This is a genomic window from Arthrobacter sp. Y3225209 (assembly GCF_059090685.1).
In genome coordinates this window covers 38,239-55,905 of record NZ_JBNHFW010000008.1, presented here as the reverse complement: position 1 = coordinate 55,905, position 17,667 = coordinate 38,239, and the positions used below count along the sequence as shown (strand labels likewise).

Below are 17,667 nucleotides of genomic sequence, written 5' to 3'. Positions count from 1 at the left end.
GGTCATTTGGGGAACAAGGGCTTGGGGGTCCAAAAATTGAATCGCGCCGAACGCAATGCCCTTGTGGTGGAAAACCTGCCGCTGGTTGGCTATCTAGTATCCGAAGTCTGCGCCAAGGCCACGCACCTCTCGCGTGATGACCTGGCGTCCGCCGGGTCCATAGCCCTGATTACGTCGGCGGATTCCTTCGACCCGACTCTGGGCGTGCCGTTCGGTGCTTACGCCCGCCGCCGCATCGTTGGCGCGTTCGCTGACGAAATGCGCTCCAGCGACTGGGCCACCCGCTCCGCCCGGCGCCGGATCAAGGAAACCCTCGCAGTTAAAGAGACGCTGACCGCTGCCCTGGGCCGCACCCCGAATGTGGATGAGATTGCCTCCGCGCTGGGCGTGGACCGCACGGTGGCTGAAGATGCCCTGTCTGATGCGTCCCGCACCGTGTCCAGCCTGGATGAGTCCGTCTCCGACTTCCTGGTGACGGACCTGCCCACCCCGGAAGGGTCCCTGCTGGCCTCGGAGCGGTTGAAATACCTGACCGCTGCGGTGGCCGCGCTGCCGGAGAAGATGCGGTACATCGTGGAGGAAATCTACTTCCATGACCGCACCGTCAAGGACCTGGCCGAAGAGCTGGGCAGCACTCATTCGGCCGTCTCCCAGCAGCGTGCCGAAGCCGTCCGCCTGCTCCGAGACGGACTGGGGACGCATTACTCTGACGAAGGCGCAGCCCCGCAGATCTCGTCCCGGATTGCCCCGGCCCGCCGGAACGCCTACCTCACCTCGGTAGGGGACCGTACTGCCGGCGGGATCACCCGTCACCACCTGGCACCTGCCATGCCTGCCGCTCCGGTGCTGCCCCCGCTGTTCAACCCTGCAGCGTCCTAGGAACTCCGGCTACGAATACCGGTTAAGAAGTCGTTGAAAAAAGCCTAAAAAACTTTTTCCCGAACTCCTAACATCGATTGATGCTCCGCCGATAGCTATGGTTGCAGGCCCACGGACGGGCCTGGGAACACAGCCCGCTCACGGAGGAATACATCATGGGTTTCACAATTAACACCAATACCTCGTCGCTCAACGCGATGCGTAACCTCAACCTGAACCAGACGGCTCAGGCCAAGTCGGTGGAGCGTCTCTCCAGCGGTATGCGCATCAACCGTGCGGCTGACGACGCTGCAGGCCTGTCCATCTCCGAAGGTCTGAAGAACCAGGTCTCCGGTCTTCAGGTTGCCGGCCGCAACGCCCAGGACGGCGTCAGCCTCATCCAGACCGCTGAAGGCGCTCTGACCGAGGTCCACAACATCCTCAACCGGATGCGCGACCTGGCCGTGCAGTCCGCGAATGATACGAACAATGAAGCATCTCGCGGAGCCATCGAGTCCGAGGTCACCGCTCTCACGAGCGAGCTCGACCGCATTGTCTCGAAGACCAACTTCAACGGCATTCAGCTGCTGGACAACACGAACAACAATGCAGCCGGAACCGGCGCAGCAAACGTGAGCATTCAGGTTGGTGCTTCTGCTGAGGACACGATCGTTGTCGATCTGGCGGATGTTGCCGGCACAATGACGACGCTGAAGGGTACAGGCGCTGATGCGCTCTCGGTCTCCACCGAGGACGGTGCCCAGAAGGCTATCGCCGCGCTGGATATCGCTATCGCCAGCACCTCGGAGCAGCGCGCCACCCTTGGTGCACAGCAGAACCGCCTGGAATCCACCGGACGCTCCATCGCGGTGTCCGTGGAGAACCTCTCCTCGGCCAACTCCCGCATCCGCGACACGGATATGGCACAGGAAATGGGTAACTTCACCAAGTCCCAGATCCTGTCTCAGGCAGCCACCGCCATGCTGGCCCAGGCCAACCAGATGAACTCCGGCGTTATGTCGCTCCTGCAGTAGTAGCAGCGCCTGACTCGATTCATCAGCAGTAACCGCAGAACCGGCAGGTGAATGGCCGCTGGCGGCGGGGAAACATGACTTGGACCTCACGCTTCCCGCCGCCAGCCCATTCCCTGCCTTCGGTTTTTCTCAGCAGGACCAGCAGCACACAGACAGCAGGACTTCTCAAGGAGCATTTCCATGGCGCTAGGCATTGACGGGCTGATCAGCGGCATCGACACCACCGCCATGATTGCTGATCTGATGAAGATTGAGGCACGCCCGCAGGCGATGCTCAAGCAAAAGGTCGAAACCAACAAACTGTTCGCTACGGCCCTGCAAAACCTGAATACCAAGATCGCGTCCCTGGCCGAGTCCGCCGGAAAGATCGCCAAAGCAGGCGGAACCGACCGTTACGCCGCCGTCACCGGCTCGGAGACGGTTCAAGCGGCTGTGAAGCCAGGTGCCGCCGCCGGCTCCCTGGACCTCACCGTCAACAAACTGGCCACCGCGCAGGTGTCGCTGTCCGGAGCTATGGCTGCCTGGCCCAACGGCGACGCCCTCGCCATTTCCGCCAACGGAACCATCACCGAGCTGGATACCGCCGGCAAAAGCCTTGACGAGGTGATCAGCACCGTCAACAAGGCAAACCTCGGCGTGACCGCCGTGAAGATCTCCGCCGGCAGCGTGGATGGCGTGCAGCAGTACCGGATGCAGTTCACCGCTGCTGCCACCGGTGCTGCCGGGACATTTACCGTCTCCCAGAACGGCACCGACTTGGGGGCCATCCGCACCGGGCAGGACGCCGAGGTCACCCTCTGGGCCGGGGTCGCCGGTGCGGAAACAAAAATTACCTCGGCCACCAACACCTTCGCGGACTTGATGCCGGGCGTGGACATCACCGTTTCCGCCGTGTCTGCCGATCCCGTCACCGTGGCCGTGAGCCGGGATACCAAAGCCATTTCCGACGTCGCGGCGTCCCTGGTTGCCAGCCTCACCGACGTTTTCACTTACATCGACCGGAACTCCGCCGTCAGCGTCAACACCTCCGACGGGGTCACCAAGACCGTGGGCGGAGTGTTCACCGGAGACTCGGCCACCCGCTCCCTGAAGCAGTCCATTATGGACGCTGCCACCGGCGCACTGGAGGGGAGTTCGACGTCGGCCATCGGCATCACCCTCACCAAGTACGGCACGGTCGAGTTTGACGCCGAGAAGTTCACCGCCGCCCTCACAGCGGATCCGGAAAAGACCCAGGCCGCGCTGGGTGCCATTGCCGCCCGCGTGGAAACCGCCGGCAAAGCCGCCTCGGACAAATACGACGGCTCCATCACCAAACGGATCACCAGCCAGGAATCCATGGTGCGAACCCTCAACACCCAGGTGGAGGATTGGGACCGCCGGCTGGCCTCCCGCGAATCCACGCTGAAACTCATCTGGACCAACCTGGAAGTCAAACTCGGCTCGCTGAACAGCCAGATGGACTGGCTGACCGGCCAGCTTGATTCCCTCTCCGCCAACTCGAGTAAGAAGTGACCGTGAACTACGGACTTGCCGCCAAACGCGCCGAATACGCACGCAACGCAGTGCTCTCCGCCTCACCGGCGCGGCTGCTGACCATGCTCTACGACCGGCTGCTGCTGGACCTGGCCCGGGCCGAGGAAGCGCAGCAGAACGGCAACTGGCAGGTTGCCTCCGAGAACCTGCTCCACGCCCAGGCCATCATCACCGAACTGCTCGGCACGCTGAAGACCGACGTGTGGGAGGGCGGGGAGAACCTGCACGCCCTGTACACCTACTCGCTCTCCACCCTGATGAACGCCAACATCGGCCGCGACGCCAAACTGACCCGCGAGTGCATTGACCTGCTGGAGCCGATCCGGTTGGCCTGGCATGACGCCGCCGGCCAGCTGCCCGCCGCCGGTGCAGCACCGGCAGTAGCGGGCGTTCCGGGAGGGGTCCTCGGTGTCGGCTGAATCCGCGGAGCCCTACCCCGCACCGGAGGACCTGGCCAACTTCCTGCTCTGGGAAACCGTACTCACGCAGCTCGAGGACAACCTCGAGGCCTTCCTGGAAGGACAGTCGCTGGCTGAACAGGCCAACGAGCTGGCCGCTGAATGGGAACCGCCGGCCGAGCTCGGCCCACTGCCCGAGGCACTCACCCAGCGGGCCCGCCTGCTGGCAAAGGCGCAGGCGCGTGCCTACGCGCAGCTGCGCAACGAATCCCGGACCAACCGGAAGCAGTCCATGCTGATCCGCAGTGTCCCCGGACCGTCGTCGTCGGCCGTTTACCTGGAAGTGGACGGCTGAAAGCAGACATAGGAAAGTCTGCTTACTTTTTTGTGTAACGCATACCTGCAAAAAGTATAAAAATTACTCGGCATTCCACTTACATGGATTTGCGATATGCCGATAACTCACAGTGAGCATGGATCGCTCACGTCTTAGGCCACGGATCGGCCGCACTGTCCCCTTAGCGAGAACTGGGTTCCACTGTGTTCGATTCCGTTTCCTCCATTGCGCTGCAAAGTGCCCTGGACGGGCTCGCCCTCCGCCAGCGCGCCATCGCGAACAACATTGCGAATGTGAATACCCCCGGCTACCAGGCCCAGCGCGTCAGCTTCGAAGACGCCCTCGCCAAATCGGTCAAGGCCGGCAACGGGGCGGCAGCCGCCACCACCTCCCGCTCCCTCGAGCCCACCCGACTGGACGGCAGCAACGTCAACCTGGACACGGAAACCCTGTCCAACATCGACACAGTGCTGCGCTACCAGTTCGCCACCCAGGCCGTAGGCGGGGAAGCCAACTCCCTCCGCACCGCAATGAGGACCAACTAATGACTTTTGACGCCATCGGCATTGCCGCCACCGGCCTCACCACCCACCGCAAGTGGCTCGACGCGGTCTCCGACAACCTGGCCAACGCCAACAACGTTTCCAGCACCGACGGTGCAGCCTTCCAGGCCCGCTACGTCGTGGCGCAGGAAGGTGCGGAGGGCAACGGCGTCTACGTTGCCGGCGTCCAGTACGGCGACGCCGAAGGCCGGATGGTTTACCAGCCGGACCACGCCCTGGCCGACGCGGAAGGCTACGTCCGCTACCCGGACATTGACCTCTCGGAACAGATGGGCAACCTGATCCTCGCCCAGCGCGGCTATGAAGCCAACGCCGCCGTCGTTGACCGTGCCAAGAGCACATATGAAGCAGCACTGCAGATTGGACGCTCCTAATGCCTGTCCCCGCCATCGCGGCCGTCAGCGGCACCACGCCCACGGCCTACGTTGAGATGGTGAAGCCGGCCGTCTCCACTGACGGATCCTCCTTCGCAGCCTCGCTGACCGGGGCCGTGGACAACGTCACCGATCTGTCCGCCCAGTCCAAGACCCTCGCGGTCCAGGCCGTCACCGGCGACCTGGATGACATCCATGCCGCCACGATCGCCTCCACCCGGGCATCCCTGACCCTGGAACTGGTTGCCGCGGTGCGGAACAAGGGTGTTGACGCGTTCAACGAGATCATGCGGATGCAGGCCTGATGCCGCCGGCAGTAAAAGGGATGGCCGGCCGCTTCGGCTCCACCATCCGGGAATTCAGCCTCGCCCAGAAGACCATCGCCATTATCGGCGTCGCCGTGCTGGCCCTGGGTGTGGCGCTGCTGGCCTCGTGGCTGACCAAGCCCGCCTACACCCCGCTGTTCTCCGGCCTGCAGGCTGAGGACGCCAACGCCATTGTGGAACAGCTCAAGACCGACGGCGTGCCCTACGAAATTGCCGGGGGCGGCGGCACCGTGATGGTGCCGGAAGAGAACGTCTACGACCAGCGGCTCAAGGCTGCCGGTGCCGGCCTGCCCTCCGCCTCCACCGGCGGTTACTCGCTGTTGGATGAAATGGGTGTCACCTCCTCCGAATTCCAGCAGTCCGTGACCTACAAGCGGGCACTGGAAGGCGAGATTGCCAAGACCGTGGGCTCCATCGACGGGGTCAAGAACGCCTCGGTGCAGCTGGCCATCCCCGAAGACACCGTGTTTGTCTCCGAAAAGTCGGATCCCACGGCATCGGTGTTCGTGGAAACCGCCAACGGCACCACGCTCACCGCGGACCAGGTGCAGGCCATTGTCCACCTGACCTCCGCGTCCGTGGATGGCATGCAGTCCACCGACGTGGCAGTGATTGACGCCACCGGCACTGTGCTGTCCGCCGTCGGCGTCGGAGCCACCGGATCCGCGGACAAGCAGGCCACTGACTACGAACAGCGCGTCGGCGCCTCCGTCCAGTCCATGCTGGACCGCGTGGTCGGCCCGGGCAACGCCACCGTGGCAGTGGCCGCGGACATGAATTACGAATCCGCCAACCGGGTGGAGGAGTCCTTCAACGCACCGCAGGACACCCCCGCACTGAACGAGTCCACCAGCGTTGAGGAATACACCGGAGCCAACGGCAACACCGCTGCCGGCGTGCTGGGCCCGGACAACATTGCCGTACCCAACGGCGGCAACGACGACGGGTCTTTCCGGTCCGAGACCAGCACCAAGAACAACGCGGTCAACAAGGTCACCGAAACCCGGGAGATCCCGGCCGGCTCACTGAACCGCCAGACCGTCTCGGTGGCGCTGAACACGCAGGCCGCGGCCGGACTCAACGTCGCGGACCTGGAAGCACTCGTGGCCTCGGCCGCCGGCATCAACGTGGAACGCGGGGATGAAATCACCGTGGAAATGGTCTCCTTCAACGCCGACGGCGCCGCCCAGGCACAGGGCGCCCTGGCCGAGGCGCAGGCAGCGGAAGAAGCCGAGCGCCGCGCGCAGATGCTGCAGATGGGCATCATCGTGGCAGGCATCGTGCTGGTGGTCATCCTGGCCCTGGTGGCCTACGCGATGCGCTCACGCCGGCAGAACCGCGAAGTGGTGGACCTCGGCGAACTGCCCGAGCTGGATCCGCTGGCTCCCGCCGCCGGACTGGCCATGCTGGGCGAACCGGTGCCGGAAGTTCCCACTGACACTGCCTCGCTGCAGATTGTTGCCGCCACGGTGGACCAGGACCGCAAGCGGGCAGAGCTTGATGCCCTGGCTGCCCAGGATCCGGTCCGCACCGCGGACTATCTGCGCAACCTCATGGAGGAGAGCCGGTCATGACCGAGCTTGCCACCGCCCCGGTGGGGATGCCGCTAGCGCTGGGCACCGCCGTCGCGCCGGAAACCAAGGAACTGACCGGCATCCAGAAAGCCGCCGTCATCCTGATGCAGCTGGAGACTTCCCGCGCCGCAGTGGTGATGCAACAGTTCACCGAGGCCGAAGCGCAGCTTATTGCTGCGGAAATTGTCCGGCTCAAGCGGGTGGATGCCGGGTTGGCCGAGAAGGCCATCAACGAGTTCTACGACATGACCGTGGACGGCCGCCGCCGTGCGCACGGCGGCCGCGACGTCGCCATGGGCCTGCTCGAAGCGTCCTTCGGCGTCGAGCGTGCCTCCGGTGTGATGGAACGGCTCGCGTCCTCCATGGCCGGCAAGTCCTTCGAATTCCTCGAAAGCGCCGAACCGAATCAGGTGATCTCCCTGCTGGACGGGGAACTGCCGCAGACCATCGCGCTGGTCCTGGCGCACATGCGCCCCCAGCGTGCTTCCGCGGTGCTCACCGGCCTGAACGCCGAACTGCGTACCGACGTTGCGCAGGCCATCGCCACCATGGCCCGGGCCACGCCCGAAGCCGTGCGGGTGGTCGCCGAAACGCTGAAGTCCCGTGCCTCCGCGCTGGGTGCTGCCCGCGAGGCATCCGATGCCATCGGCGGAGTGCAGCCGCTGGTGGACATCATCAACCGCTCCGACGCCGTCACTGAACGCGCACTGCTGGAAGCACTCGAGGAACGCGATCCGGAGCTTGCCGAGGAAGTACGCTCCCGGATGCTCACCTTCGCCGACCTGGTCAAGCTCGAACGCCGGGACGTGCAGCTGGTGCTGCGCGGCATCGACGTCGGGACCTTGGCACTGGCCATGAAGGGGGCCACCGAAGCGGTGCTGGACGCCATCCGCACCAACGTCTCCGAGCGCAACCGCGAACTGCTCGACGACGAAATCAAGGTTTCCGGCCCCGCCCGCCTCTCGCAGGTGGAAGAGGCACGCGCCAACATTGTCCGGGCCATCCGCGAGATGGAAGCCCAGGGCATCATCGAGGTGCACCACGCGGACGAGGAAGAATATGTCTACTGAGCAGCAGACGTTCTCCCGGCTCGTCTACACCGCGCTGGGCGCCACCGACGAGGAACAGCTCAATGCACAGGTGGAAGCCCGCGGCCACGCCGCCGGGTATGCCGCCGGCCTGCGCGCAGCCGCCGCCGATACGGAGCTGCTGCGCCGCACCCTGCGCGAGCAGCATGAGGATGAAATACGCCGCGGGCAGGAACGCGTGAACCGCACCGTCGCCGCCCTGAACGCTGCGGTGTTCAGCCTTGAAGGCCGCACCGTTGCCCTGATCACGGACATGCAGGACACCCTAGCCGCCGCGGCCATTGAACTGGCCGAAGCCCTGCTGCGCCGCGAACTGGCCGACGACGAAGCCTCCGCCCGTGCGGCCCTGGCCCGGGCGCTGGAAGGCGTGGACACCGATCTCGTCCAGCGGGTGCGGATGCATCCGGTGGACCTGGCCGCCCTGGACGAAGAAACCCTCCGCCGTGCCCGCGTGGATTTTGTTGGCGACGCCGGCCTGCAGCGAGGAGACGCCGTGACCGAGTTCCCCAACGGCTACCTGGATGCCTCCCTCAGCGGAGCCATTGAGCGCGCCCGCCGCGCCCTGCTTGAGGATGCCGGATGACCGCCACCGCCTGGCGGCCCCGCAGCGCCGGTTTCGCCGCCGCCCTCCGCACCGCCGCCCCGCAGCGGGTTGGCCGGGTGTCCTCCGTGCTCGGCCTCAGCGTGGAAATCTCCGGCCTGGACTGCGGCGTGGGTGACCTGGTGTCCATCGGGGATCCCGGTTCCGCGGTGGACGCCGAGGTAGTGGCAGCCACCCGCGAGGGCGTCCGCTGCATGCCGTTTGGCCGGCTCACCGGCCTGACCGCCGGCGCTCCGGCCCGGTCCAAGGGCACCCCGCTGCTGGTTCCCACCGGCACCGGACTGTTCGGCCGTGTGCTGGACGGCCTGGGCCGGCCCATTGACGGCAAGGGCCCGCTGGACATCGAAGCCCTGGTCCCGCTGGACCACGAAACCCCCTCCGCCATGCTCCGCACCCGGATCGACACCCCGCTGCAGCTGGGCGTGCGGGCACTGGATACGCTCACCACCGTGGGCCGCGGCCAGCGCATGGGCCTGTTCGCCGGCTCCGGCGTCGGCAAGTCCTCACTGCTGTCCATGATTGCCCGCGGCACGGACGCCGAAGTGTCCGTGATTGCCCTGGTAGGGGAGCGCGGGCGTGAAGTGCGCGAGTTCCTCGAAGACGATCTGGGTGCCGAAGGCCTGGCCCGCTCCATCGTGGTGGTGTCGACGTCGGACGAACCGGCCCTGATGCGCCTGCGCGCCGCTTTTGTGGCCACCCGCATCGCCGAATCCTTCCGCGACCGCGGCGCCGACGTAATGCTGATGATGGATTCCCTGACCCGCGTGGCCATGGCCCAACGCGAAATCGGACTCTCCGTGGGCGAACCGCCCGCCACCCGCGGCTATCCGCCCTCCACCTTCTCCCTGTTGGCCCAGCTCCTGGAGCGCGCCGGCACCGGAGAGCGCGGTTCGGTCACCGGCATGTACACCGTGCTGGTGGACGGCGATGACCACAACGAGCCCATTGCCGACAGTGCCCGGTCCATCCTGGATGGCCACGTGGTGCTGGACCGCAAGCTGGCCGTCTCCGGCCACTTCCCGTCCGTGGACGCCCTGGCATCCATCTCCCGGGTGGCCTCCCGGGTGAACCCGCGCGAACGCAGTGACGCGGCCTCCACCCTGCGCCGGGTCATGGCTGCGCGCCGGGCGGCACAGGACCTGCTCGACGTCGGCGCCTACCAGCGCGGCTCCAACCCGCTGGTGGACGCGGCAGTGGATAACGAAGACGCCATCAACGCTTTCCTGCAGCAGCGGATGGATGAACAGACCCCGGCGGAAACCGCCTGGGCGCAGCTGCACCAACTGACCCGGATGCTGGGGGTGTCCTAAATGTCCCGTGCCTTTCCACTGGCCGGCCTGCTTCGCCTGCGCCAGCTGCAGCAGGACCGCGCAGCCGGTGAACTCTCGGCCGCCAACGCCCGGAACCGGGAAGCCCGGCAGGCCCGCGTCGAGGCCTACGCTTCGCTGGAAACCTCCAACACTGACGCGGTGGACGCCGCCACCATGAACGCCATTGCCGCCGCCCGCGCCTCCTCCCGCAGCATGCTCGCGGACCTGAACGCATTGGGCGCCCAACGGACCGCCGAGGTGGAAACCGCGCGTGCCGAGTTTTCCGCCGCCCGCGCCCGGTCCGTGGGCCTGGAAAAACTGCAGGGCAAGCACGCCGAGGCCGAAGCCGCCGAGAACCTGCGCGCAGAACAAACCATCCTGGATGAACTTGTCGGCACCGCCTGGCACCGCCGGCAGAAGGAAGCCAACTCATGAGTATGACTGACGCCCTGGGGCGGATCGAGGAAATCCGGAGCACGCTGAGCCAGCTCTCCGGCGCCGCGGGCACCAAAACAGCTCCGCTCGGTACGACGTCGTCCGTCACCGGAACGGATACGGAGTTCGCCTCCACCCTGTCCTCCCTGACATCGGCGGCAACGGGGACCGCAGGAGCTGCAGGCGCCGCCGGGGCCGCAGGTGCCGCCGCCGGCGGTGCCGCAGCGGACGGCAAAGTGCTCGACGCCGTGCAGAAGTACCTTGGCCTGCCCTACATCTGGGGCGGCAACGACCCGGCTCAGGGGCTGGACTGCTCCTCCTTTGTACAGAATGTCTACAAGGATCTCGGCTACACGCTGCCCCGCGTCACCTGGGACCAGATGAACTCCGGAACCGAGGTGGCCTCCCTGGCCCAGGCCCAGCCCGGTGACCTGATCTTCAGCCACGACGGCGGACACGTCGCCATCTACCTGGGCAACGGAAAGGCAGTGGACGCCCCGCAGCCGGGCCAGACCATCGCCATCCGGGATGCCTGGGAAAACGATTCCAACATCACCACCATCCGGCGCATCCTGCCTACCGAGACTGCGGGGGCCGCCGGATCCCTTTCGGCTCCCGGCGGAGCCGGTGTTCCGGGCATTTCTGACCTGGTTGCCTCCGCCCGGGCCGCGCAGGCCGCACTGATGGGTTCGGCAGCATGAGTGCCGCCGCCGGGCTCCTCCGGCCTGCCGTCCCCACGGTTCGGGATTCCGCACTGACCGGCACCCGGACGGGGTCCGCTTCGCAGGATGGCGCACAGCGTTTCGGTTCTTCCCTCGAAGATGCCGTCAACGCCACCAGCCGCAGCGACAAGGCTAGCCAGCGCAACGACGCCGGGGCCCGCGACAGTGCGGGTGGCGGCAGTGCCTCCTCCGCCTCGGATCCGCGGTACGCCGGCGCGGGAACCGTGGTCTCGGGAACCGCGGCCGCCGGAACTGGTGCCGGGCAGGGCGACGGCGGGTCCGATGCTGCCCGGGCTGTTGCAGCAGATTCCGCGACCGCGTCTCCGGCGGATAATTCCCTGAACGGTGCTTCCCTGAACGGTGCTTCCCTGAACGGTGCTTCCCTGAACGGTGCTTCCCTGACGGTGGAAACCGCGGGGGGCGCCGCCCTGGCCACGGCGTTTGCCGGCCTGGCCGGGAGCAGCCTGCCCGGCTCGTCCCTGTCAGCGATGGACGGTTCACCCTCCGGTGCTGCCGCTGCAGGAACCGCAACTGCAGGGGAAGAGATGCCCGCCGTCGCAGCCGCTGCCCCTGCCGGGCCCACCTCCGGAGAGACCGGAGTGCCAGCCGGGCGCAGCACCGCGGCTCAGGCCACTTCAGCTGCAACCGCCACCCACGCCTCCGCCGCGACCATCGGTACGGCCGGTGCCGTCAGCGCTGCCGGGTTCGCCTCAGCCGCCGGCCCTGCGGGATCCGCTGCCGCGTCTTCCGGAGCGTCAGCTGTCGTTGCACCGCCGGCGCCCTTGGGCACCGGGACGGCCGCCGCAACGTCCGGCATCCCCGCTGCCGGGAACGCCGTTCCGGTGTTGCCCATGCAGGGCACCGCCACCCCGGCAGGCACCCTTCCCGGCACCCTTCCCGGTGCCGCTGCACAGACTGCGCATAGTGCGGCCGCCGCAGGAGCCGGTACCGGCTTCAGCGCCGCTGCCACCACGGCTTCCTCCATCACAGCTTCCTCCACCGTGTTCGCCACGACGCTCTCGGCTGCGGCCGGCACCGACGCCACCGGAGCTATTGCGGCCGGAGCGGTGTCACCGGAAGGTTCCGCTCCCGCCGTCGCGCCGGTTGCTCCTGCCGCCGTCCCCCTTCCCCAGACCGCCGCACCGCAGATCGTCGCTGCCCCGGCCGCCACGCCGCCCGCTCCGGCTCCTGCCACACCGCTGCTAAACCAGGTGGCGCAGCCGCTCTTCAGCCTCGCGACCGCCCAACAGGGTGAGCATGTCATGACCCTGAGCGTCACTCCGGAAAACCTCGGCCCGGTGACCGTCCGCGCCCATGTGGGAGCCGACGGTGTGCGGATTGAACTCTTCGCACCCTCCGATGCCGGCCGCGATGCGCTGCGGACCCTGCTGACCGATCTCCGCCGTGACCTGGCCGGGTCCGGGATGAGCGCCAACCTTTCGTTGTCCTCACAGGATTCCCCGGGCAGGGAAGGCGCCGAACGCGGCGACGGCGAACCGCGGCCCGGAACCGGAGCCGACGCTCCGCCCGGCCAGCGCCGGTCCGAGACGGACGCCGTCCCCCGCACTTTCCGTACCGGACTTCCCGGCACGGCCTCAACCATCGACTTCCTGGCCTAGAAAAGGAGACCACTGTGCCCGTTGACGCAATAGCGGCAATCGGCGGCGTAAACAACGCCGCAGCAACCCGTGCGCCCAAACAAACCCTGGACAGCGAGGTCTTTATGCATCTGCTGGTCACCCAGCTGCGCAACCAGGATCCCAGCTCGCCCATGGACACCAACGAGATGATCGCCCAGACCACCCAGCTGGCATCCATGGAACAGCTCACCGCCATGGCCAAGATGGATGAAGAGAACTTCTCCCTCCAGATGCGCATCGCCGCGGCAGCGCTGATTGGCCAGAGCGTCACCTACACCAACGAAGCAGGGGAGTCCGTCACCGGAATCGCCCGTTCCGTGTCCTACGCAGCCGGTGTTCCCACCGTCAACGTCGACGGCGTGGACATCCAGCTGGACAGCATCTCCGGCGTCGTCTCAACAGCTGCCGCCGCACCGCCGGCAACAGCACCGGACGCCACACCAGGGACTCCGGAAGACACCGCACCGGTCCCCGCAGCAGTTCCCGCACCAGCCACTGCATAACCCTCCACCTCCCGGCACCACCCAAGCTGAAAGGCGCCAGCCATGCTTCGCTCCCTTTACTCCGGCATCTCCGGACTCCGTTCACACCAGACCATGCTCGACGTCACCGGCAACAACATCGCCAACGTCAACACCACCGGCTACAAGGCCACCGCCGTCCAGTTCCAGGACACCCTCTCTCAGCTGACCCAGGGCGCCACTGCTCCCGGCGCCAACAACGGCGGCGGCAACCCGGCACAGGTGGGCCTCGGCGTGCTCGTCTCGGGTATCACCACAAACTTCACCCAGGGTTCGGCCCAGTCCACCGGACGGGCTGAGGACCTGATGATTTCCGGCGACGGCTACTTCATCACCCGCCAGGGAGCGCAGACCACCTACACCCGCTCCGGTGCGTTCAACCTCGACGCCGCCGGCCGGCTGGTCTCCACCGACGGCAGCATTGTCCAGGGCTGGACGGCGGATGCCGCCGGCAACATCAACACGGGCGGCGCGGTAGGCAACATCACCCTGCCCGACGGCGCTATCTCTCCGGCCGCGGCCACCAGCGCCGCGACTATGGGCGGCAACCTGCCTTCCGAAACTGCGGTGGGCGGCACCGTGGTCAAGGACATGAATGTCTACGACGCCAACGGCAACGTGTCCGTGGTCACCATGACCTTCACCCGGGTCGCCGCAGGCACACCTGCCGGGGCAGCTGAAGGTTGGACGGTGTCGGCCGACGGTGCCACCGATGTCAGGTTGGGCTTTGAAAACGGTGTGCAGGCAACCGGCAATCCCAAAACCTTCACAGTGAACGGCGTGGCCGTGGACCTGGCGGCGCTGACCAGCTACGCCGGTGTCAGCACCGCCTCGGTCACCGGCCAGAACGGCCGCAGCGCCGGCACCCTGGAATCCTTCTCCATTGCCAAGGACGGCACCCTGATTGGGTCCTTCACCAATGAGTCCAAGATTGCCCTGGGCCGCATTGCTCTGGCCACCTTCACCAACCCTGCGGGTCTGGAGAAGGCCGGCAACTCGGGCTACACCGCCACGGTGAACTCCGGCAATGCCGTCATCACCGGCCCCGGCGAGGCCGGCAGCGGCGGAATCGGGTCCGGCATGCTGGAGATGTCCAACGTGGACCTCTCGCAGGAATTCACCAACCTGATTGTTGCCCAGCGCGGTTTCCAGGCCAACGCCCGCATCATCACCACCTCCGATGAAGTGCTGCAGGAACTCACGAACCTCAAGCGCTAATCCCGCCCCCCTGAGGGCGAACGGCTCCGCAGCACGGTGTGCAGCGGGGCCGTTTGGCGCTTAACCCGTGCCGGACGCCCGCGGCGCGCGCCCCGGCGTCGTTGTTCCCGCCGTGCCGCTGCCGGGTCTTCCTAACGACGGCGGCATTCCGGCCGAAAGTAGGGGTGAGGACCTATCGGAGTCCTGCGGAACCGAACCTGGACGGGGCAATGATTGTACTTACGCGTCTCAATGATGCTCAGTTTGCGATCAACCCTGACCTGATCGAGCGGATCCATGTCAATCCGGATACCACGCTGGTTATGGTCGACGGTTCGAAATACATCGTGACTGAAAGCCTGCAGGAGGTCATTGACCGTATTGCGGCTTACCGGGCGCAGGTGATTTCCATGGCCCGCGACATTCCCCCGCAGATTTATGAACGGCCCGGTCTGGGCCTGGTACCGGAGGTTTTCTCCGCGGAGCCGGCCGGTGCCAAAACCGGTGACAAAACAGCCGGGGACAGTACGTCCGGCGGCAAGACAGTGCCCCTTCGCCCTAGGAACAGCTAATGGATCCAGCAACAATTATCGGCTTAGTCCTGGCCTTCGGGTCGCTCTATGCCATGATCACCCTCGAAGGCGCCCACGTCTCCGCACTGCTGCTGCCGGCCCCGATGATCCTGGTCTTCGGCGCAACCATTGCCGTGGGCCTGGCCGGGGGAACGCTGAAGGACTTCCTGATCTCCTTTAAGGCTGTGCCTCGGGCGTTTATGGGGAAAACGCCGCAGCCGCAGGAGACCATTGACCGGGTGGTCCTGCTGGCCGAGAAGGCCCGCAGCGAAGGCCTGCTGTCCCTTGAACAGGACGCCGCCGAAGTGGAGGATCCGTTCCTGCGCACAGCACTGCAGAACATTGCCGACGGCACCGACGGTGAGGAACTGCGGATGCTGCTCGAAGATGAAGTGGCCACCAAAACCGCCAGCGACAAGATCCCGGTCAAATTCTTTAACAGCCTGGGCGGCTACGCGCCGACCGTCGGCATCATCGGCACGGTGGTGTCCCTGACCCACGTGCTGGAGAACCTCTCCACCCCTGACCACTTGGGACCCATGATTGCCACTGCCTTTGTGGCCACCCTCTGGGGCCTGCTGTCGGCAAACTTCATCTGGCTGCCCATCAGCGCCCGGCTCAAGCGCCTGGCGGACCTGGAAGCAGAGGAAATGACTCTGCTGATGGAAGGCGTCCTCGCCCTGCAGGCAGGCAGCCAGCCGCGTCTTCTGGGCGAACGGCTCCGGGCCATGGTGCCCGCGCATGCCCTGGGCACCAAGGCTGAGAAGGCAGAAAAGGGCGACAGCGCCGATAAGGTGCAGGACGCCGCGTGAGCGCCAGCAAACGGCGCCGCCCCAAGGTGGAGGAGGACGAGCACCCGGACGAACGCTGGATGGCCTCCTACATGGACATGGTCACCGTGCTGATGTGCATGTTCATTGTCCTGTTCGCCATGTCCAGCGTGGACGCGGAGAAGTTCGCCCAGCTTAAGGAGTCCCTGGCCACCGGGTTCGGTGCCGAGGAGACCAACACCGTGGACACCGCCGTCGGAATTGTGGTGCCTCCGGACAAGGTGGACAGCGAGGAGGTCATTGAACCCGATGCGGCCCTGGCCGCCAAGGAAGTCGACGACCTGACCGCGCTGCAGGACGCTATCTATGCCGGCCTGCAGGAAAAGGGCCTGGAAGACGCCGTCCGCTTTGAGATGGATGAACGCGGCCTGACCATCCGCCTGGTCAGCTCCGAAATGTTCTTCGCCCCGGACCTGGCGGACCTGACCGGCGAGGCCGTGCGGGTCCTGGATACCGTGGGGCCGGCCCTGGCACCCACCACCTACCAGGTCTCCGTTGAGGGGCACACCGCCCAGGTGCGCCAGTTTGCCGACAATGCCCTGGATTGGGAGCTCTCATCCTCCCGCTCGGTCAATGTGCTGCGCTACCTCGTGTCCCAGGGTGGAGTGGTCCAGGACCGCATCAAGGCCGTGGGCTACGGCGAATCGCGTCCGCTGACCCCCGGACTGACGGCGGCGGAGCTGGCCCAGAACCGGCGGGTGGACATAGTGGTGCTGTCCGGGCAGAGCGAGGACGTACGCTCGCTGATTCCCGGTATTGTGGCCGAGCGCGATGCCACGGCAGGCACCTAGCAGCACTGCTTACGCGCCCGGCCCGGCTGCCGATAGTGCGGAATGTGACGGTCCAAGAATCACCTTCCTTAGGCGTGCCTGCAAAGGCTGCGCATTCCAAATCCAAGCCTGTTGAGGTCTACGACTTCAGCCGGCCCACCACCCTCGCCCGCGAGCATGCCCGGGTGCTGGAAATGGCCTTCGATACCTTCGCCCGGCAGTGGGGCACCCAGCTCACTGCCAAGGTGCGTGTGCTCTCGCAGGTCACCTCCGAGGACGTCCAGGTCCTCAGCTATGACGAATACGCTGCGTCCCTGCCGGACAACACCGGCATGGTGCTGTTCAACATGGGCAGCATTCCGGCCAAGGCCGTCATCCAGTTCCCGGTGGCGGCAGCGCTGTCCTGGGTGGGACACATGCTCGGCGGCACCGGCTTCCAGACCGCGCCGGACCGCAAGTTCACCCACATTGAACAGGCCCTCCTGGGCAAGATCATGGACGACGCCGTTGAGGACCTGCACTATTCCCTCGGCCACCTCCTGACTGCCCCGCTGACACTTTCATCGGTGCAGTACAACTCCCAGTTCGCCCAGGCGGCGGCATCCGGCGATCCCATGATCGTGGCGACCTTCGACATGGCGGTGGGCGAAACCACCGCCCCGGCCACCGTGGCCATTCCGGCAGCGGCCCTGCTCCCGCAGCTGGATCCGCTGGGCGCACAAACCAGCACCGCCACCCCCGCCGAACTTGTCCAGCTGCAGATGGCGCACGTGCCCGTCAAGGTGTGCCTGCAGCTCGAACCCATCGTGGTGAAGCCCGCCATGGTCCTAAACCTTGCCGTGGGGGACGTCCTAAACCTTGGACACCCGCGCCACCGCCCGTTGAACGTGACCGTAGACGGTCAGACCCTGGCCCAGGCAGCCGTCGGAGCCAGCGGCTCCCGGCTGGCCGGCAGCATCGTCAGCATCGAGGAGAACTAAC

Annotated in this window: 21 protein-coding genes; all 21 read left to right on the top strand. The window is 66.1% G+C overall.

All coding sequences use genetic code 11. The features are described from left to right. The first annotated feature begins 36 nt into the window (after window positions 1-36). The 21 genes from AC5RVB_RS06635 to AC5RVB_RS06535 all read left to right on the top strand — a co-directional run bounded on the left by AC5RVB_RS06635 (window position 37) and on the right by AC5RVB_RS06535 (window position 17,666). Entirely contained in the window at window positions 37-879 is an 843-nt protein-coding gene (locus AC5RVB_RS06635; protein ID WP_227905114.1) for a sigma-70 family RNA polymerase sigma factor, read from the top strand. A gap of 155 nt (window positions 880-1,034) precedes the next feature. After that, window positions 1,035-1,892, top strand: a complete 858-nt coding sequence (locus AC5RVB_RS06630) for a flagellin N-terminal helical domain-containing protein (protein WP_494142267.1) — start codon at window positions 1,035-1,037, stop codon at window positions 1,890-1,892. A gap of 180 nt (window positions 1,893-2,072) precedes the next feature. After that, entirely contained in the window at window positions 2,073-3,407 is a 1,335-nt protein-coding gene (gene fliD, locus AC5RVB_RS06625) for a flagellar filament capping protein FliD (RefSeq protein WP_494142266.1), read from the top strand. Between the two features lie 2 nt (window positions 3,408-3,409). After that, window positions 3,410-3,847, top strand: a complete 438-nt coding sequence (gene fliS, locus AC5RVB_RS06620) for a flagellar export chaperone FliS (protein ID WP_494142265.1) — start codon at window positions 3,410-3,412, stop codon at window positions 3,845-3,847. Continuing rightward, the gene (locus AC5RVB_RS06615) at window positions 3,837-4,181 is read left to right on the top strand and encodes a hypothetical protein (protein ID WP_227905127.1); all 345 of its coding nucleotides are present in this window, start codon (window positions 3,837-3,839) and stop codon (window positions 4,179-4,181) included. The genes fliS and AC5RVB_RS06615 overlap by 11 nt, the downstream gene beginning before the upstream one ends. A gap of 185 nt (window positions 4,182-4,366) precedes the next feature. Beyond that, a complete protein-coding gene (locus AC5RVB_RS06610) occupies window positions 4,367-4,708 on the top strand; it encodes a flagellar basal body rod protein FlgB (RefSeq protein WP_227905129.1) in 342 nt (113 codons plus the stop codon). Next, window positions 4,708-5,100, top strand: coding sequence for a flagellar basal body rod protein FlgC (gene flgC, locus AC5RVB_RS06605; RefSeq protein ID WP_227929404.1), 393 nt, complete (start codon window positions 4,708-4,710; stop codon window positions 5,098-5,100). Before AC5RVB_RS06610 ends, flgC begins: the two co-directional genes overlap by 1 nt. Then, window positions 5,100-5,405 (top strand): flagellar hook-basal body complex protein FliE, encoded by a 306-nt coding sequence (gene fliE / locus AC5RVB_RS06600; RefSeq protein ID WP_227905133.1) that lies wholly within the window; start codon window positions 5,100-5,102, stop codon window positions 5,403-5,405. Before flgC ends, fliE begins: the two co-directional genes overlap by 1 nt. Further along, window positions 5,405-7,000, top strand: coding sequence for a flagellar basal-body MS-ring/collar protein FliF (fliF, locus tag AC5RVB_RS06595; RefSeq protein ID WP_227905135.1), 1,596 nt, complete (start codon window positions 5,405-5,407; stop codon window positions 6,998-7,000). The genes fliE and fliF overlap by 1 nt, the downstream gene beginning before the upstream one ends. Window positions 7,001-7,026: 26 nt before the next feature. Then, on the top strand, window positions 7,027-8,070 hold the full coding sequence (gene fliG, locus AC5RVB_RS06590; protein ID WP_494142292.1) for a flagellar motor switch protein FliG: 1,044 nt from the start codon (window positions 7,027-7,029) through the stop codon (window positions 8,068-8,070). Continuing rightward, window positions 8,060-8,671 carry a FliH/SctL family protein gene (locus tag AC5RVB_RS06585; protein WP_227905137.1) on the top strand — a complete coding sequence of 204 codons (612 nt, stop codon included), beginning with the start codon at window positions 8,060-8,062 and terminating at the stop codon, window positions 8,669-8,671. Before fliG ends, AC5RVB_RS06585 begins: the two co-directional genes overlap by 11 nt. Further along, window positions 8,668-9,999, top strand: a complete 1,332-nt coding sequence (locus AC5RVB_RS06580) for a FliI/YscN family ATPase (protein WP_227905139.1) — start codon at window positions 8,668-8,670, stop codon at window positions 9,997-9,999. Before AC5RVB_RS06585 ends, AC5RVB_RS06580 begins: the two co-directional genes overlap by 4 nt. Next, the gene (locus AC5RVB_RS06575) at window positions 10,000-10,434 is read left to right on the top strand and encodes a flagellar FliJ family protein (RefSeq protein ID WP_494142264.1); all 435 of its coding nucleotides are present in this window, start codon (window positions 10,000-10,002) and stop codon (window positions 10,432-10,434) included. It begins immediately after the preceding gene. Then, the gene (locus AC5RVB_RS06570) at window positions 10,431-11,135 is read left to right on the top strand and encodes a C40 family peptidase (protein WP_227905144.1); all 705 of its coding nucleotides are present in this window, start codon (window positions 10,431-10,433) and stop codon (window positions 11,133-11,135) included. The genes AC5RVB_RS06575 and AC5RVB_RS06570 overlap by 4 nt, the downstream gene beginning before the upstream one ends. Beyond that, the gene (locus tag AC5RVB_RS06565; RefSeq protein WP_494142263.1) at window positions 11,132-12,775 is read left to right on the top strand and encodes a flagellar hook-length control protein FliK; all 1,644 of its coding nucleotides are present in this window, start codon (window positions 11,132-11,134) and stop codon (window positions 12,773-12,775) included. Before AC5RVB_RS06570 ends, AC5RVB_RS06565 begins: the two co-directional genes overlap by 4 nt. 14 nt (window positions 12,776-12,789) lie before the next feature. Then, complete coding sequence (locus AC5RVB_RS06560; protein ID WP_494142262.1) at window positions 12,790-13,299, top strand: flagellar hook assembly protein FlgD; 510 nt, start codon at window positions 12,790-12,792, stop codon at window positions 13,297-13,299. Window positions 13,300-13,341: 42 nt separating this feature from the next. Beyond that, window positions 13,342-14,535, top strand: coding sequence for a flagellar hook protein FlgE (locus AC5RVB_RS06555; protein ID WP_290245918.1), 1,194 nt, complete (start codon window positions 13,342-13,344; stop codon window positions 14,533-14,535). Window positions 14,536-14,744: 209 nt separating this feature from the next. After that, window positions 14,745-15,086 (top strand): flagellar FlbD family protein, encoded by a 342-nt coding sequence (locus AC5RVB_RS06550; RefSeq protein ID WP_227905151.1) that lies wholly within the window; start codon window positions 14,745-14,747, stop codon window positions 15,084-15,086. After that, window positions 15,086-15,898, top strand: a complete 813-nt coding sequence (locus tag AC5RVB_RS06545) for a motility protein A (RefSeq protein ID WP_227905154.1) — start codon at window positions 15,086-15,088, stop codon at window positions 15,896-15,898. The genes AC5RVB_RS06550 and AC5RVB_RS06545 overlap by 1 nt, the downstream gene beginning before the upstream one ends. Next, the gene (locus AC5RVB_RS06540) at window positions 15,895-16,707 is read left to right on the top strand and encodes an OmpA/MotB family protein (RefSeq protein ID WP_227929410.1); all 813 of its coding nucleotides are present in this window, start codon (window positions 15,895-15,897) and stop codon (window positions 16,705-16,707) included. The genes AC5RVB_RS06545 and AC5RVB_RS06540 overlap by 4 nt, the downstream gene beginning before the upstream one ends. Before the next feature lie 74 nt (window positions 16,708-16,781). Further along, window positions 16,782-17,666, top strand: coding sequence for a flagellar motor switch protein FliM (locus tag AC5RVB_RS06535; RefSeq protein WP_227905159.1), 885 nt, complete (start codon window positions 16,782-16,784; stop codon window positions 17,664-17,666). Window position 17,667: the final 1 nt, after the last annotated feature.

Coding starts and splice junctions, on each gene's coding strand:
- AC5RVB_RS06630 (WP_494142267.1), top strand. CDS start 1,035: ATGGGTTTCACAATTAACACCAATACCTCGTCGCTCAACGCGATGCGT.
- fliD (WP_494142266.1), top strand. CDS start 2,073: ATGGCGCTAGGCATTGACGGGCTGATCAGCGGCATCGACACCACCGCC.
- flgC (WP_227929404.1), top strand. CDS start 4,708: ATGACTTTTGACGCCATCGGCATTGCCGCCACCGGCCTCACCACCCAC.
- fliE (WP_227905133.1), top strand. CDS start 5,100: ATGCCTGTCCCCGCCATCGCGGCCGTCAGCGGCACCACGCCCACGGCC.
- fliF (WP_227905135.1), top strand. CDS start 5,405: ATGCCGCCGGCAGTAAAAGGGATGGCCGGCCGCTTCGGCTCCACCATC.
- fliG (WP_494142292.1), top strand. CDS start 7,027: ATGCCGCTAGCGCTGGGCACCGCCGTCGCGCCGGAAACCAAGGAACTG.
- AC5RVB_RS06585 (WP_227905137.1), top strand. CDS start 8,060: ATGTCTACTGAGCAGCAGACGTTCTCCCGGCTCGTCTACACCGCGCTG.
- AC5RVB_RS06580 (WP_227905139.1), top strand. CDS start 8,668: ATGACCGCCACCGCCTGGCGGCCCCGCAGCGCCGGTTTCGCCGCCGCC.
- AC5RVB_RS06575 (WP_494142264.1), top strand. CDS start 10,000: ATGTCCCGTGCCTTTCCACTGGCCGGCCTGCTTCGCCTGCGCCAGCTG.
- AC5RVB_RS06570 (WP_227905144.1), top strand. CDS start 10,431: ATGAGTATGACTGACGCCCTGGGGCGGATCGAGGAAATCCGGAGCACG.
- AC5RVB_RS06565 (WP_494142263.1), top strand. CDS start 11,132: ATGAGTGCCGCCGCCGGGCTCCTCCGGCCTGCCGTCCCCACGGTTCGG.
- AC5RVB_RS06555 (WP_290245918.1), top strand. CDS start 13,342: ATGCTTCGCTCCCTTTACTCCGGCATCTCCGGACTCCGTTCACACCAG.
- AC5RVB_RS06550 (WP_227905151.1), top strand. CDS start 14,745: ATGATTGTACTTACGCGTCTCAATGATGCTCAGTTTGCGATCAACCCT.
- AC5RVB_RS06545 (WP_227905154.1), top strand. CDS start 15,086: ATGGATCCAGCAACAATTATCGGCTTAGTCCTGGCCTTCGGGTCGCTC.